The organism is Coleofasciculus sp. FACHB-1120 (assembly GCF_014698845.1).
GTDB lineage: Bacteria > Cyanobacteriota > Cyanobacteriia > Cyanobacteriales > FACHB-T130 > FACHB-T130.
This window is the reverse complement of sequence record NZ_JACJTV010000024.1, coordinates 1-16,748: the sequence shown is the minus strand read 5'-3', so window position 1 is coordinate 16,748 and position 16,748 is coordinate 1. Positions and strand designations below refer to the sequence as shown.

The window sequence follows — 16,748 nt, the reverse complement described above, 5'->3', positions numbered from 1 at the left end:
GAATTACATTCGCCAGGGTATATTTGATTCCCAGGATGTCCCAGAGGCGATCGCTCTCATCCTGGCGAATTATCCTCAGATTCTTCCATCATTGCTATCAATTGTGCCAATATTTGCTCACCCAAAGGATGCTCCCGCAACGCCTCTATATTAAACCGATTCTCCACATTTCTTGCCTCTAAAAAAATTGCAAAATTTCCTTTAAATTTCACCGTATTCGGATGATTATCTCCTAAGCTACGGTGACAAATTTCAATCGCTTGCAGCAACAATGGTTCCGCTTCGCCGTAGCATCCTTGACTATAGTAGAGACCAGCTAAGTTGTGGAGGTCGGTAGCAATTTGGGGATGGTCGGGGAGAAGACTTTTTTTATCGATGTCAAGTGCTTGCAGAAACAATGGTTCCGCTTCGCCGTAGCGTCTTTGAGATTTGTAGAGACTGGCTAAGTTGTTGAGATGGATGGCAATTTGAGGATGGTCGGGGGGAAGACTTTTTTTATCGATGTCAAGTGCTTGCAGAAACAATGGTTCCGCTTTGCTGTAGCGTCCTTGACTATAGTAGAGTCCCGCTAAGTTGTTGAGGTCGGTAGCAATTTGGGGATGGTTGGTGGGAAGACTTTTTTGAGCGATGTCAAGTGCTTGCAGAAGCAATGGTTCCGCTTCGCTGTAGCGTCCTTGACTATAGTAGAGACCAGATAAGTTGTTGAGATCGGTGGCAATTTGGGGATGGTCGGGGGGAAGACTTTTTTTATCGATGTCAAGTGATTGCAGAAGCAATGGTTCCGCTTCGCTGTAGCGTCCTTGATCAGAGTAGAGTAAAGCTAAGCTGTTGAGATGGATGACAATACTGGGATAATCGGGGTGAAGACTTTTTTGAGCGATGTCAAGTGCTTGCAGAAACAATGGTTCCGCTTCGCTGTAGCGTCCTTGACTTCGGTAGAGACCAGCTAAGCTGTTGAGATGGGTGGCAATTTGGGGATGGTTGAGGGGAAGACTTTTTTGAGCAATGTCAAGTGCTTGCAGAAACAATGGTTCCGCTTCGCTGTAGCGTCCTTGACTATAGTAGAGACCAGCTAAGTTGTTGAGACCGATGGCAATTTGGGGATGGTCGGCAGTCAAACTTTTTTGAGCGATGTCAAGTGCTTGCAGAAACAATGGTTCCGCTTCGCTGTAGCGTCCTTGACTATAGTAGAGACCAGCTAAGCTGTTGAGACTGGCGGCGACATCGGGATATTCTGCACCGAGGCGACTTTTAACTACTTCTACACACTGTTTTAACCAAGGTTCTGCCTGCTGATAAAATCCTTGACCATTATAAAACCTACCTAAGCCTGTGAAAGACCAAATTAAATCCTCATCGTTAATATATTCAATCAGATAGTTAGCCGCTTCTTCTATATGGGGAATTACCGGACTGAAATTGATAATATCTTCGCAAGTAGGCTGCTGAGGAATTTCCCTTGCCACTGCTACCATCAGCGCCGCAAATTGGCGTTTCAATTCCTCCGCTTCGGCTGACTTATTTAACTTCTGTTGGAAAAATTGTCGCATCAACGGATGCAAACGATAAGTTTCTTCCCCCAAGTGTTGTAACAAGTGCAAACTGATTAAATCGCTTAGCGCTTTTTCCCAAATTTCTAATTCTTCATCATCCTCGATAATCTCTAAACCTAAACGAATTGGAGCCAAACCATACAAACTCAACCAACAACCTTTAGATTTCGCATTCTCATCCAACTGTTCCCAACTCAAGTCAAATGCCGCCACCCCCAATTCATACCGCATTAACGGGTCAGCTTTCTGGATCGCTTCGTGTTCCAGTCGCTTTCTTTCCAATCGCGCCAGTAGTTTCTCCAGCGACAAATTCGGCTGTTGATCCAGATATCTCCCGACTAACTCTAACCCTAACGGCAAATATCCCAACCATTTACAAAGTCTTCTCGCCACCCAAGCTTCGCGTTTTAGCCGTTCCCTGCCAATTATTGATTCTAATAACTTCATCGCCGCCAAAGGTTTCAGCACATCTAGCCGTAACTGCGGCAAAGATGACCCAAACTGAAATCTCGTCGTCAGCAATACCTTAAATCGAGATAATTCCGGTCGCGGTAAGTAAGGCTTGACTTGTTGTGTGTAGTCGGTGACATCATCTAACACAATTAAAACATTGCCGGGAATCCATTTCTCCCAACAAAACTCCAATTTATCTGTTAATTCCCAATCTGGCGGCGGGTCGATCTCAAATTTCAATTGGAAAAATCTAATAATGCCAGTTCCCGTATTTCTCTGTGCAGATAGCCAGCAAACGCCACCCGCGTAACTTGGTAAATACTGTCTTGCATACTGAGTAGCGAGTTCTGTTTTACCCACGCCACCCATCCCAGCCACAGCAGCGATGGCGACTTGCTTATTTTCCTGCAATAACTGGTGAATTTCTAACAATTCTGCTGTGCGTCCGACAAATTCTTTAGCACCGCTGGGAGGAATATTGTTCGCAACAGATTTCGATTTCCCTTCCAGCTTGTTAAGGGCAGTAGACGTAGCGGATAGGATATCAGTTTGCAGCTTAATCTTCTTAGCAATAGCTTGAGATTTTGGCGGTCTTTTCTTTTCCCACTCAATATCAAATTGCCTCAGATTCGCCTCTTTATCTTTGTGCCACAGCTTCAACGTAAAGTGCCAATCTTCCGAACCTTTGGTTGAGGTACGGTTATCTTCTAAAACTTCTAAATAATCTTCTAGCCGATTTAGGGCTTCCCTAACTTGCGCTGGGGTTAACTTACCTTTGTATTTGTCTTTTGCGGTCAGTTCTTCCAGATATCGCCGCTTTGTCCTAATTACCAACTGCGTCTCGCCTTGCCAGTTGTAATCAATTCCGAGTTTGTCGCCATCCTCAAATTCATCATTAACATAAGCTAGCAACGCCTCAAACAGACGCTTCACCCGCGCCTTAACATCATCACCCAGAGAACGTCGCGCCATAGATTAAGTCCAAAGATTTTGCCACAAAGTTTGGGGATAACCCTAAACTTTCCACCTACCCCAAAGTGCTTATCGCTTATTATAACTAGCTTTCAGCAGTTGCCCAGTCTGCTTTGCTTTCAGCTACAGCCCCAAAAATACCTTGCATTCAACCCCAATAAATACAGGTTGAATCAAGATGAAACTTTCCCTAAAGCAACGCCGCAATATTGTTATGTTTGTGATTGCAACAGCAATCGGACTAATCAACAACCCATTAGGTATTGTCCTTGATGTCTGCTTCCTAATCTGGCAACTGATGGAAGAAGACGACGAATAAAAATAAGTTTTGTGGTGTACGCGATCGCCTTCTTCCCTCTCTTCCTTCGCGTCCTTTGCGTCTTTGCGGTTCATTAAAAACGCGCGATCGCTAAACTCAGGACTTTTCTACCTGACGATCGATTCTATGAAGAGACTCCCATTCATGGGAGTGAGCAAGTATGCCAAAGATGATAGGTTGGTGTAGTTCATCATATGGATTACTGTTTCGTTCTGGAATCAAGTCTTTAATAAGAGCAGTATTTTTGATAGCCTTCTTGATATTTCCTTTTCGCAGGGTTAGCTTACACTCAAATGCAGCGACAACTCCCCCAGCAAAGTACAATTTTTTGTCACGTAATGCGATCGGATAAGACGGTTAAATTACAAGAATATCCACTGGGGGGCTAACTTTGCCCTCACAGCTAATAATGCGTCCTTTAGTTACTATGGGATAATTTGCGGGAAGCCAATTTTTAAGCAGGCTAGGCCAGTTTTCGCCAGCTTGATCGCCTGCTGTACCTGGATCTTCACGTACACGAGTCTGGATTCGGTCATACTCTTGAGCAATGTCCCTCTTCAGGAATTCCATAAAGAGTAGGAATTCATGGTTCTTATTGTTTGATATAAGATGCTTCTCAACAAAGTGAATGGTTCATAAAAGCGACGTTACTACTCGTCCTCTAGCTGCACTTCCTCAATTGCTTCTAACGTTTCTGCATTATCTCTAACACTGACTGCATACTCTTTTGCTTTCGTTGCAAAAGGAAGGGGAAACGGTAAGGCAACGGTATCGGCAAAGTAAAGCCATCGCTTCCTGAGAGAATGAACAAATTGGACAAGTTGTTCTGCTGGAATGCCTGGATGATAAATCGGAGCTATCTCTAATGGTTTTACTTGTCCAGCCGGACTTTTCGCTGAATCTAAACGAGATTGCGATCTCCGTAGGACAAATTTAGCACTGCTGGGTAGTTGGCTAATGCTGAGGTAGACTTGCCGCTTTGATTGGTCGCATACATTCTGCCATTCAAACACTCCCTTAGTGCGGCTTCCTTCGCTGTTTTTAGAAATATATACTGGTACTTCCATGTCATCGGTGGTTCGCAACCGGACAATCCATAAGCGATCGCGCTTCTCTTGGTTCTGAATGTGTCGTTTCAATTCATTCGGCAAATTACCTGGTGCTAGGTCTAACAACTCTCGATTGTGGAGCCAGCTCAGTTTGCTTCGAGTATTATGTGCCTCTGCCATAAAAAGCACATAAGGATTGTTCACATCAGCAATAGGAGTATTCAAACAATCCTGCAAACACTGAGCCACAAACTGTGTGAGTAAAGTTCTCTCTTCGCTAGATTCGTCGTTAGACTCATCAAACCATGAATTGGGCTCCCATCGTTCAGCCGTTAGATGCTGTAAGACATCAGGATAGGAAGCCCAGCGTTGACTCCTCCATAACTGCGGCGTTGTTGCTTGAACTTCTCCACTCACTGGGTTGACACGCACCATGATGGCAGCAGTATGGGGTATACCTTGAACATTTGTGCGACGAGTTCGTCGTAAAATACTGAGACAGGTTAGCCAGGTGTGTGGCTCAACATAGTCAACCTCTGGCTGGATTAACGAATTAGATAAAACTCCCCACTGCCTCAATAAGTCAGTAACAGCACGTTTGACTCGTTCTTTGTTTGATGTCCTCGTTTGTGCAGCTTTGCGGCTTGTATCTTCCTCATCAACTTCCTTCAGAGCGTGCAAGTGCTGATTGACATAGCCAGCTTGAGCTAAACCCACACGCCATGCAAGTTTTGGATCTGCTTCCGGTATGTTGGGTGGCTCTATTATTTCAACTAATGCTCCTTTCAGTCCCTCCACTCGTGGTACAGAATTTGCAATCAGTTGAATTCGCTCCTCCAAGCATTGGACGCGTCGTTGTTGACGATTTCTCGCTGGAACTGAGAAACTTCCAACATCAAGCAGATTTCCTAAAATGCCGACATCTTGTGTAAGGATTTGCAAAGAGCCATACTCACCTGCATAAATATTTGATTCAGAGGTTGGTGCTAAGGTGAGTAAACGGCATAATTCTGCAATGAGTGCATCTCTGATTGCCTCTGTTTCCCAAAGTATCAATACTGTAGGTTGCGATCGCAAAACTTTAGATGCAGCAGGACTTGCAATTTCGGGATGCAGCATCAATCTTTTGTTGGAAACCTGAGTCAATCGCCGACTATTTGCCTGTTGAACTCTGACTCCCTCACCAACTCGCTCCACTGGAAGACAAGCTGCGATCTCCTGATCTAGCCTTGCCAAATCCAACGGGCTAACCCCCGGTAAACAAGGATGCCTCCGCAGACGATCGCCTACAGGAATTGCTGCTTGAACCGTACGATTACTTCGATTAAATTGATGCCAGTTGTACACAGGATTCGATGCTAATTCTTTTGGCTCTGGAATCTCACCTGCATCTCTCAATAGCTCTGTTATGGTGTGAGGATGCCAGTAGGGTTCTTCCTCTCCCCGCTTCATGCGAAGGGTTATAAATGAAAAGGGCTGTTCTGCACCATCTAACCAGCGGCGGGTATCGCCAATGTAGGCAGTTACGCCTCGATAACGAAATTCTCCATTCTCGTTTTTAATTAGGGAAGATGTAACCCATCGACGTAGGGAGAGGGCATGGTAGATCAGAGGTTCCTTACGCCAAGGAACTGTATGCAATTTCAGAAGAATTACAAACGAAACCGAAACTTTTCCTTTACCGACCGGGATGTCTGTGGGGGGAAAAGACATCAGTTCTGCCCCATCTTCAAACCGATTCACTCGATAGAATTGCAATGGATACTGGCGGTTAAGTCCAAAGGCGATCGTTGCTCCCTGCAATTGCCGTGCCAGATAGTCTGGAATCCCCTGCCAACGAATCTCTTCATCTGACGGAGAATATACTTGAGAGAACCACTGCCAATCTTGATGTCTTAAATTTGAAATCGCGGCTTCTACTTCCTCAGTTGCGCCAAATTCCTCTCGAAACCACCCCTGAACCAGAAAAGGCAACTCTTCAATATTGGCTCGATCGGTTGCATAAATCCAGGGAACGGGGTCTCCGCTCCAACTCCTACGGTTTGTATAGATAATTTGTGGAAAAGTTGCGCTGATCAGCGTGTCGAGCGATCGCACTGGAATACTTCGATAGCTTCCTCTACTACGTCGAGCTGTTAACGCTTTTGCAACCTGCCGCCATGCCGTGGGCACATTAATTGCGTAGATTGGAGTTTGTGCTTCTTCTGTTAGTTCCCATGCACCAGGAAGAATGTAGTTAATTCTCATATTTCAAACCGTCCGTGTTCTTGAGTGCTTTTAGAAAATCGCCGTAGAGCGATCGGGCTAAAGTAAGTCTCCAGGGCTCTAAATCACTATTTTCGAGATGCAGTTCAAGCGTTTTGATGATGGCAACTAGCAGGGAGGTGTTTGTTTTATCCTTCAGATCTTCAGCAGAAAATGGTGCAAACTTAGCATCCAGGAAATACACTTCTGCTGGGACATTTCCACGAACTAATCGTCCAATAATCTGCCAAATTTTGACCAGTTGATTCCAGCACAGCATATCCCGTTCCTCCTCAGTTAAGGTGTGGAAGGAATAGGCTCTGTTGCTCAGTTCCCGTAATTTATTAGTTGCGTGACGGTAAAAAAACTCGCTAGCTTTAATCACAGTGATTGGTTCACTCTCACCCTCTAGCAATTTAGGATCGGCTTCATGTTTCAGTGCCCAAGCGTTCAGTTGTTGAACAACAGTTTGCCAATCATCCGGTACAGGCATCGGGCGATTGAGAAATAGGACAGCTCCAAAGGCGGCTTTATCATATCGGTTGAGAATGTTATACCCTCTCTCTAACGCGAGTAGGGGAGCAAAAATGCCTTGTACTGAGGTATCTCTAAGTCCCTGAATTTTGCTACGACGAATACCGCGAAGATTAGGAGGTGAGTGGTCGCGTCGTAAGGGTTCTAAATGTTTATCTGGACAAAGTGGACCCATAGTAGAACAAGATTCCTCTGCTTCTTCATAACCTCCTGTCACCATCAAGAACCGTTCTCGATCGATCCATTGTTCTGGATTGTCTTCTGTACGTTTGCGAATCGATCGGAAAACATCATCTAATTTCAATCCACCTGCTTCTGGGGAACACAGTGTTTGAATTAAATCACGCATATTCTGTCTACGAATCGTGTAGTGATTGCCAGATATAGAAATGGGTATTCCTCCAAACCCTGAAAGCGGGCTAAAGACAAAACGACTTTCGCTAATTCCTGACTCACTGACGCTGGAACATCTAGTAGTAGTGGCAGACAGCAACACTGTCGGCTGAACATCAATGTGATAGCTTGGTGGCGTGTAGTATAAAGAGTCCTGATTTTTAAGCAGTCCAGGTGCGTAGCTTGTTCCGGAAATTAGAATCGTGTGTGGTCCTTCTCTGCCATCGATCGCAAACAGTTTAGGAAAGTGAAGCAGTAAAGCTCTCCCGACTCCAACATAGCGGAAGTAGTCGAGCTTACCTCCCCGCAAATCCCGATGATCATTCCTGTAACAGAAGCCTAAAATATTTCCCACAGGCGACTCTGGCACGACAGGTAAGTAATCAAACGGAGGTCGCCTGAGTAATTTTTGATTTAGATCTTGAAGATCCAGTACAGCACGAATTGATAGCATGTTGTCAACTAAATAAGTCAGTTGGCTATCTAGGACTGCAACTAAAATGGCAAAGTAGAGATTACGCGCTAACTCCTCTAAATCAATCTTCTGACGGAAATCTTCAATGTGATCCTTTAACCATCTACAGCACCATGTTTTGACTTTCGCGAACGATTCTTTGTCATCTCCTGGCTTGAGTAATTGAAAGGCTAAGGCAGATAGCTCATAGTCAAGGTTGGTTGGATCGTTCAAGAAATCGTCTAATTTGCCCTTATTAAGTAGACTTAGACGTAATTTTTGGAGTTTCTTTCGTTTAGCAGATGGAGATGCCGTATTTTGGCGCAGTGCTTCAATCCGTTGCTGGCGAGTTTGTTTACGGCGCTGTTTGGGTTGACTTTCCTCGGGTTCTGTTACTTCTCGAATAATCCTGGCAAACAAAGAACGACCTGTAAAAGGAGCAGACCCCAACCACTCAACTAAATCTGCTTTATTGAGCAGTTGATGATAGATCCGGTTCGTTGCATTTTGAACCAGGTACTGGGCACTTAACCAGGCGACTAAACGATCGGCTGCCATTTCACTACGAGCAGACTGATAAATACTGCCAGTACAATTTCCAACTTTATTAAGATAAGCTTCACGAGTTGCATCCACTAATACTTCACTGGGAGCAAACGCTTCATCAAATTGAAGCTGGACGCGATCGGCTTCATCCACAAACAGGAAATGGCACTCCCGGTAGATTGCCTCAGCAAAGGTCATATTCTCTTGAGCAACTTGCTTTGGAACGCGAGTATGTATGAAACTTGCAGGCGTTAATACCCAGATTCTTGCGACTGCGAGGTCTTTTTCTAACTGATGTCGTGGACACTGATAGTACAACGGACAGGTTCGATACTTCTGCTCTTCCCAGTCATCATCGTCATCTTGTTGATCTCTATCAATCTGCTGCATCTGAGGTTGATAAAGCCGATGGCAAGGTTCCTGCCCATATTCCCACTTTTCATCAGATTGAACGATCGCTAGCAAAGGGCAGACCGGACTAAACCAGCGTAATGCAGGATGAATTCCGCCTTCAGCAATATCCTTACCTTGTTCAAGAAATACCGTTTCGTGAACCTTTTCGAGGTGATCGGCGCGATCGCTGCTTCCTAGCACTGGAGCAGCTTCAATTTCTAACTCATGACGGAACAAAGAAGCAAGGCGAACAGATGTTACCACATCATGAACGATCAAGGCGCAACGATAGCCCTGTTTTGCCAGATGATATGTCAGAATTTCCAGAAGTGTAGATTTGCCAACATTCAATAATCCAACAATGTGAACGAGTTGTTCTAATCTCAATACATGACTAGGTGAAAAATCATTGCTCTCCGCGTTGTAGAGCTGTAGCTCAATCTTATGCAATCGCTTATGCCAGTTCCCTTTCGGATATTTAGCATCCATCTCCTGGGCAGTCTGAAGCAACGCCTCGAAGGTAATTGTTACAGCCGGATTATGAGCTTCTTCTTCTCGAAATTGAACGAGTAAGGATTTTTGATCAGAGTTGGCGATCGCTGCAACGGTTGGTGGAATATCGATTGGAATCTCTACTGGATTGTTACCTGCCCTGGAAACCTTACAGAACCATCGACCCGCTTTGGCAAACTGAATCTTCTGATGCTTATGCTTAGGTGGGTGATCGAGTGTACGCCGATAGGTCTGCGATCGAGCTTGGGCTATGCTGCTGCCAATAAGTCGAGGGACAGACTCCACCGAATCAAGGTTATACACTCTCAGCACTTGAGAAAGAGCAATGTATTCTTTAACGGCTCGTTCCCATTGTTTCCCTCTAACATGAACTAAATAAAATCGAGCAGTTTGGATTAATCGCCACTTGGTATCTTCCTTAAACTGCGGAATGGGATATCGATACCCTGACAATATTGCAGATACTGAAGCGGCTGATTCCCCAGGTGCGACCTGCTCAAGCAGAGTGAATCCGAGTTCTATTTGCACAATGAGATGAGCTAATCGGCTGAGTTCTCGTTTTCGAGCTTTTGGATTTGAAATTGCTCCAACCCATTCTTCCAGGACCTTTGAATTGCGCAGTTCTTTGGTAATTTCATAACACCAACTGCTGAGATTACGCATGAGTTTTGCCTCCTACGATCGCTTCAGCTCTCTCAAGAATTTCACTAATGAGCTGCAAGCGCACACCGCCTAATTCAGCTTCATATTCATCACGTACCACTTCGATCCGCAAATGCTCTTTTCGCGCATCTGGAAACACAATGAAGGTTTCATCAGCATCTCGGCAGAAATGCACTTGCTTGAGACGATCGAGTCGCAAGTATGCCCAATCCTTGACATCAATCATCCAACGAACGTTTCCAGGTAGCTCCACCAGGAGGTCATATTCATCAATTTGTGGATATAGTGTGACTCGTATACCCAGCCGAGTCAGGGATTCGTACAGCGATACTTCCCATAAGCCTGGTAAAGTAACATATTTGTGCATTCCAGGTGTGACAACCATCCACTCATGAGCTTCTGATTTAGGAATAGGGGGAAGTGGCAGTAGAGATGGGTTTGCTCTTGTACACAATGTTTGGCAGAAGACATTGCGACAGCCGTAGCTTCCGTCAGAACGCTGTCTTTGTGGATAGCGACAGCGGGGACAAGGGTAGTAAACGTCGTATTCCGCAAACTTCTTCAGTTCCATGTAAGCTTGTCTCAAATAATTTCGCAGTGGATGAAATAGCGGTGCCGTTAACATTCGTCGAAATTCTTCATATGGTAGGGTTGGCTTCAGGACGATCGCTTGTCTAAATGCTCGATAAGCTTCTTCTAGCTGCAATGTTCGGCAGTGCTTCAAAACATCTTGCATGACGGATTCTTGAACTTGTTCCGTCACCCCCTTGCCTTCAACCTGCCAACCCTCAGTGAAATCAGAAATCAGTCCACCCTCTATGAGTGTCACGTCAGGTGGCAGATACTTAATTTCTTCAGCACCAGGCAACCAGTCCAACAGAGATGTTTCCTCAGCATTCTTGAATAACTCAGGTATATCTCCTGGTGCCTTTTCTCCTCTTAACAGAGCCGTGAGATACATGTAAGACATACCCATGCGAAGTGCTTCTGGAATTTGCGATCGTAGTTCTGGCGATCGCTTCTCCCACTCTGCTAGTCCTGTTGCCAAATACCGCAAGGTTTCTGTTACAGGTAGCTGGACTTCAATCTCCTGCGGCTCAAGAGTCAGTAAACGCAAGCTACGATGAGCATGAGCATCCCACTCTACATCAATGCCTCGCATTGTCTGCAACCATCGTTGAACCGTCGCTTTCTGACGTGGATGCATTTCTAATAACTGACACAACTCCTCAAGTGTGGGTCCTTGCTCATGGTCTTTAAACCATTCTTGAAGCACTTTCAAAATTCTCTGCCGATGCTTTGTAACGCTCACGATCCACCTCCTTTAGTGGAGAAGTTGCCTTAGTGTTGCATCGGTATCATTAGCTGTCAATAAAAAGTTTCTTTTTTCAAAAATGTTTTCAAAAAGTTTCCAAAAGTTTCCAATATTAAAGCCTAAAATATGCTGAAATCTGGATTGTCGGCGCAAATAAAATAAAACTGCTTGTCACTAGCATCAAATCAAGTATAATTCGGAGCAATATTCGCCAGCTATTTCACCCCAGTGCTAGAGCAAGCCAACTTATGGAAACAAATGCTTCAGATGGAAACTCCGACCATACAAACGAAGAAGTATCCAGAGAAGCGAGTGATGCTGAGGGTTTAACTCAAAAGCAATCAACCGTCGCTAACCAACTGCTAGAGGATATTCGTGCGCTTATTAATCAGGCACAACAACGGGTAGCACGGGTAGTCAACTCTGAGCTGGTCATTCTTAATTGGCATGTAGGTGAGCGCATCCGCAAAGAAATCTTGGGACAAGAACGCGCCGAATATGGCAAGCAGATTGTCGTGACACTGTCGCGACAATTAACGGCTGAATATGGAAGAGGGTTTACCCGTGATGCCATCTTTCGCATGATTCAGTTCGTTGAGCGCTTTCCAAATCTCAAAACTGTCACAGATCTGTCACAACAGTTGAGTTGGAGCCATTTTATTGAACTCATTGTTCTTGAGGAGGCTCTGAAGCGCGACTTTTATGCCGAGATGTGCCGTATTGAACGGTGGAGTGTGCGAATCTTGCGAGCTAAAATCCGTGGGATGCTTTACGAACGCACGGCGATTTCTCGCAAGCCAGAAGAACTGGCTCGACAAGAGTTAGAGGCACTTCGATCTGAGGATCAAATGACTCCAGATATAGTCTTTCGAGATCCTTACCTACTCAATTTCCTGGGACTTGCCGATACCTATAGTGAAAGAGATCTGGAAACCGCTATTTTGCGCGAGATAGAGCAGTTTTTGTTAGAGTTAGGAACTGACTTTACCTTTGTTGCCCGTCAGAAACGTTTGACTATCGGCAAAGAAGATTTTTACCTGGATCTGCTTTTTTTCCACCGTAGCTTGCGTCGATTGGTGGCAGTTGAACTTAAACTCGGTCGCTTCAGCGCAGCCTACAAGGGGCAAATGGAGCTTTATCTGCGGTGGCTAGACAAATACGAACGTAAAACATGGGAAGAGTCACCGATTGGTCTCATTCTATGCAGTGAGAAAGACCAAGAACAGATTGAGTTGTTGCAGATGGATCAAGGCGAGATTCGTGTTGCTGAGTACTTAACGGAATTACCGCCTCAACCTATTCTAGAAGCCAAATTGCATCAAGCAGTTCAAACTGGCCGTGAGCGGATATCTATACAACTAGAGGGTTCAACAAACACAGACAGTGGGCCAAAGCCATGAAGAATCCTGCCCTGTTCCTTAGAATCATTGTTTTAACTGCCGTTCTGAACCTGAAGCGACTAATATTATGGCAACTCTTTGCCGCTTTGGAATTAAGACACCATCCTGCCGTTCCGACAAATGATTGCTATAAGGTACAAATCGTGTGAATTCAGCCAAGCTTCTGCCACTGAATAAGGCATCCCTTTGCCAAAGTCCAAGCTGAAATGCTTATTCTCTCGTTAGGCGATGGCACTCGTTTTCTGCTCAATTCAGGTATGTACCTGCCGAAAGTTCAAATCTCGACCATTTCCTTGCCAAAAGTACAAAATATATCTATCAGTTTTCCCTATAAGTCTTGACATTCTCTTAGTACTTCTTATCGAACAGAAAAACCTATTTCTAATGTCAGTTCAGGTTAAGACCACTGGAGCCTTCTAAAACGGCTAAAACATCCTAAATACGTTGCCGGAGTGCCAGAATAGGCAACGGCAGAATAAGGGTTTCAGCTTATCGCGAACTCAGGCAACATAAAGGGAAGACTACGTCGTCATACTTCCGGGACGGGAAACTATAACTGCATCGACAACCCCTCGAAGTTATCTCAACCCAGCTCGTAACAGATCATGCTGCTCAGATCGACGAGAGTTGTCCCCAATAAAAGCGGCAATCTGGCTGTAGCTTGAGTTCTCTGTGACTTTACCCATAACTTTGTCGCTACTGGAACCATAATTTTGCCGTCAACGACACTATAACCCTCATTCTTGCGTCAGCTAATTCTGGATGAAATTGACGACTTGGAAGCATAAGCCTGCCGTCAGTCCAAATTAGAAGGATAAGCTTGCCGTGAGTCCAATCAAGCATAGAAAGCAGGAAAGCGCTGGATTTTTTAAAATGGAGCAGAAGCGGTTCATGCTGGTATGGGATAGAGACTTTCGGCTCTCAAGATGTTCTGAGTAACTACTGGAGTATTAGAAGCTCCTCCTAACCAGTGAGAACATTGCGAACAATAGCCTTAATTAGATTGCCAGTCTAGCCAAAGTAGTTTGCGATGGCAATGAGGGCAATTTTGCACAAGAGGATGTTGATGTATTAAATAACCTCTAAAATCTTTAAATTTGTCTCAAAATTTCCATCTATGGCAGCCATATTAATTCAAAGTGAGGAATATGTAGACCTAACGTTTAAACTAAGAGGCTCACCTATCCCTCTTGATAATGGTTATCCTATCTATTCTGCTTTGTCCCGTATTTGTCCTCCCCTTCATGAACTAGACTCTATTGGAATTCATCCAATTGCCGGAATACCGACGAGCAAAAATTTCCTTGAACTCACTGCTCAATCTCGTCTAAAAATTCGGATTCATCATCAACAAATTCCTTTGATTTATCCTTATTTAGCTGGTCAAGCTTTTCAACTAGGTCAACATTCTTATCAACTAAATATTCCCGACTACAAACTGTTAACTTCTTCAGAAAGCGTTTATTCCAGATTAGTGATAATTAAAGGGTTTCAAGACCCTACTAACTTTATTGAAGCTGTTCAACGGCAACTGGATAATTTAGAAATACAAGGGAAAATTGAACTTCTTACCCGACAAGATGGAACACCTCAACGAAGGCAATTAACCATCAATAAAGAAGGGAAACAGTTTAAAGTTAGAGGATTTGGCGTAAAAATCAGCGAACTCAATCCAGAAGATTCCTTAACGTTGCAAGAACAGGGCATTGGCGGGAAACGAAAGATGATGTGTGGAATATTTGTTCCAGCGACTCGCAGCAAGGAAGAAGAGGAAACCTGATCGTGGTTACTACCCAACCCAAAATTTCCCTATCTCTCGAAGCTGCGGATACGACAATAATTCACTGCGCTGGAATGACGGGACTTTACATGACTTTAAAGCGATTAGAAAAGCAATATCCCTCATCTCATCAACGTGGAGGGCGCATATCATGGTTTTTGACTGCTGATACGATTGAATTATTCTGGCAAGGAAGTGATTTTATCGCCCTATCTTGGTTAATTAAGGAGTCTTTTCAATTAGATGATACAGGTTTAATTAATTTAACAGGATTAGACAATGATGGAATATATTTAAGGCAGAAAATCCATATTCATGAGGGAATATGCGCTGTTTTTCTGTGTCATAATCAGTTTTATCAAGCGGGAGAGATAGTTAACACTGAACTAAAGGTTGAAGAAAAAAAGTTGAGTATCAATACAAATCCCTAAATTGGTACGCACATCAAACTTTTGCAGAGAAGTTATGTGAAGCACATACCCAACAACTTAGACATGATTATGTTCAAATAACCAGTTGGTTGTATTTAGGGGGAATTGTTCGCCATGCTAGGACGCAGAATACTACAAAACTGGAAGAGAAACCTGAATACGCCTTAGCATTATTATTTGTACCAGTAGTTTGCCATTATTGCTTACTTCATATTCCATCAGAAGACTTGAAGGAAAAGAAACCCCATCGCTACCTAGTGGTGATCCCAGAAATCAAGGATTTTGAAGATGCTTCTCAAAGAAGATGGCGATTACAGCAATTAGAAGCTAAACAGCTTCATGTTAGTAGCCTTGGTGAAGCAGGATTACTTTATTACAGCTTAGACGATATTCAGCCTGAAGGAGACTACTATCAAGCTTGTCAAGTTTGGTTATATGAAAAAATGAATCAAACTTCTCGTCAAAGGACATTAATGAGTATAGAAGAAATTAAAATTGATCGGAATACTTTAATCACTTATCAACACTTACAAAAATACTTTCACCCTAATTATCAGAAGATTAAACCTAAGCAAATTTTTATTAAGGTGAATTCGATTCGCTCCCTAATTGCTGATAATTTAGTAAAAGGAATCCATTGGTGGTCTAATTTTTGGGAAAAATTGGTGATAGAGGATTCAAAAGGATATTTATTTAACCAGTTATTTTTCAATCGAGAAGGATTCACAATAATGGCAGAAAAGAGTGAAGAAGACAAGCAGTATCTTATTTTTGTTAAGGTATTTCAGCAAGCTATGAAGGGCAATTTTGCTAAAATTTATGCCAAAACAGAGGAAGGAAAAGAGTCTCCAATTAAGAAGAAAGTTGAACGATTAAGGGCAGAGATAAACTATTGTTATGATGAATTGTCGTTTCAGGAATATTTGCCCGATTTTTTAGTAAGAGGAGGATTAAATAAGTATTTTAATGAGCATCAAGAAGAGATTTTACTACTAATTAAAAAATTACCTTTGCAAAAACTAAAAATTTGGTCATTGTTAGCGACTGCCAGTTATAAACCTAAAGATAACCCCGCAAATGGGGATGATAGTTCATTCCCAAACAATCAAAAACTAGGAGAAATGAATGATGAGTCAGAAGAAGAATAACAATAATGTCCCCAATTATTACCTTTACGGAACGGTCCTGACTCGTTATGGTTTAGCATCCTTAAGTCATGACATTGGACGAGGAAATAAGACTACTTTGTAAAAAGGCTATTGGAATGGTAATATTCATTCTTTTGTAGGTTCAAGGGCGATTCGTTGGGCGTTACGTTTTTATCTTCAAAAGCAAGGTTATTTAGTTAATCGGGTTTGGGATGAGGACGAGAATATTAATCGATTAAAAAGTGAAGATTTTGATCCAAACCAATTTTATGATAATGATGTTTTTGGGTTTGCTTTATTAGAGTCTGCTGAAACAGAGGAGGATACTTCAACAACAAAAAGAAAAAAGAAACAAAAAAAAGTCAGCGGTCCTAATCAGCGAATGGGTGCTTTAGGGATGAATATGGCTGTTTCGTTAACGCCTTATGATGGTGCAGTCAAGTTACAGGGTTATTTCATTCTGAATAAGTCTTTGAGCGTGTTAAGACTAAAGCCAGCACGTCGTTGGGCTTGAGCAATATTCTGAAAACCCTTGTCGCGGTATAAGTTGAGTGCAAAGTTGCGCGCTCATGCCCAAATTTGGATCAA

General features: G+C 43.4%; 10 protein-coding genes and 1 pseudogene. 6 read left to right on the top strand and 5 right to left on the bottom strand.

Features of this window, described 5'->3' with window-relative positions; translation table 11 throughout:
• Nucleotides 1–56 precede the first annotated feature (56 nt).
• On the bottom strand, nt 57–2,978 hold the full coding sequence (locus H6H02_RS19030) for a tetratricopeptide repeat protein (protein ID WP_190820622.1): 2,922 nt from the start codon (nt 2,976–2,978) through the stop codon (nt 57–59).
• Between the two features lie 178 nt (nt 2,979–3,156).
• On the opposite strand from H6H02_RS19030, the gene H6H02_RS19025 reads away from it, so the two are divergent.
• Nucleotides 3,157–3,297 (top strand): hypothetical protein, encoded by a 141-nt coding sequence (locus H6H02_RS19025; RefSeq protein ID WP_190820620.1) that lies wholly within the window; start codon nt 3,157–3,159, stop codon nt 3,295–3,297.
• 357 nt (nt 3,298–3,654) lie between these two features.
• Here the strand turns inward: H6H02_RS19025 and H6H02_RS19020 are convergent, their stop codons facing one another.
• From H6H02_RS19020 to H6H02_RS19005, 4 genes are all read right to left on the bottom strand, one after another.
• Nucleotides 3,655–3,867 carry a DUF6602 domain-containing protein gene (locus tag H6H02_RS19020; protein ID WP_190820618.1) on the bottom strand — a complete coding sequence of 71 codons (213 nt, stop codon included), beginning with the start codon at nt 3,865–3,867 and terminating at the stop codon, nt 3,655–3,657.
• A gap of 80 nt (nt 3,868–3,947) precedes the next feature.
• Nucleotides 3,948–6,593 (bottom strand): DUF3962 domain-containing protein, encoded by a 2,646-nt coding sequence (locus H6H02_RS19015; RefSeq protein WP_190820616.1) that lies wholly within the window; start codon nt 6,591–6,593, stop codon nt 3,948–3,950.
• Complete coding sequence (locus tag H6H02_RS19010; RefSeq protein WP_190820614.1) at nt 6,583–10,086, bottom strand: hypothetical protein; 3,504 nt, start codon at nt 10,084–10,086, stop codon at nt 6,583–6,585. The genes H6H02_RS19015 and H6H02_RS19010 overlap by 11 nt, the downstream gene beginning before the upstream one ends.
• Nucleotides 10,079–11,398, bottom strand: a complete 1,320-nt coding sequence (locus tag H6H02_RS19005) for a Fis family transcriptional regulator (RefSeq protein WP_190820612.1) — start codon at nt 11,396–11,398, stop codon at nt 10,079–10,081. The genes H6H02_RS19010 and H6H02_RS19005 overlap by 8 nt, the downstream gene beginning before the upstream one ends.
• Nucleotides 11,399–11,649: 251 nt before the next feature.
• On the opposite strand from H6H02_RS19005, the gene H6H02_RS19000 reads away from it, so the two are divergent.
• The 5 genes and pseudogenes from H6H02_RS19000 (at nt 11,650) to cas8a1 (H6H02_RS27260) (ending at nt 16,160) form a co-directional block, all read left to right on the top strand.
• Complete coding sequence (locus H6H02_RS19000; RefSeq protein WP_190820610.1) at nt 11,650–12,801, top strand: PDDEXK nuclease domain-containing protein; 1,152 nt, start codon at nt 11,650–11,652, stop codon at nt 12,799–12,801.
• A gap of 1,117 nt (nt 12,802–13,918) precedes the next feature.
• Nucleotides 13,919–14,581, top strand: a complete 663-nt coding sequence (gene cas6, locus H6H02_RS18995) for a type I-MYXAN CRISPR-associated protein Cas6/Cmx6 (protein WP_190820608.1) — start codon at nt 13,919–13,921, stop codon at nt 14,579–14,581.
• A 2-nt stretch (nt 14,582–14,583) separates the two neighbouring features.
• Nucleotides 14,584–15,012 carry a type I-MYXAN CRISPR-associated Cas8a1/Cmx1 gene (cas8a1, locus tag H6H02_RS26755; RefSeq protein ID WP_199329346.1) on the top strand — a complete coding sequence of 143 codons (429 nt, stop codon included), beginning with the start codon at nt 14,584–14,586 and terminating at the stop codon, nt 15,010–15,012.
• A gap of 32 nt (nt 15,013–15,044) precedes the next feature.
• A pseudogene (gene cas8a1, locus H6H02_RS27265) lies at nt 15,045–15,512 on the top strand (type I-MYXAN CRISPR-associated Cas8a1/Cmx1); the annotation flags it as partial.
• Nucleotides 15,486–16,160, top strand: coding sequence for a CRISPR-associated protein Cas8a1/Csx13 (cas8a1, locus tag H6H02_RS27260; RefSeq protein ID WP_242040784.1), 675 nt, complete (start codon nt 15,486–15,488; stop codon nt 16,158–16,160). The pseudogene cas8a1 (H6H02_RS27265) and the gene cas8a1 (H6H02_RS27260), both read left to right, overlap by 27 nt.
• Nucleotides 16,161–16,748: the final 588 nt, after the last annotated feature.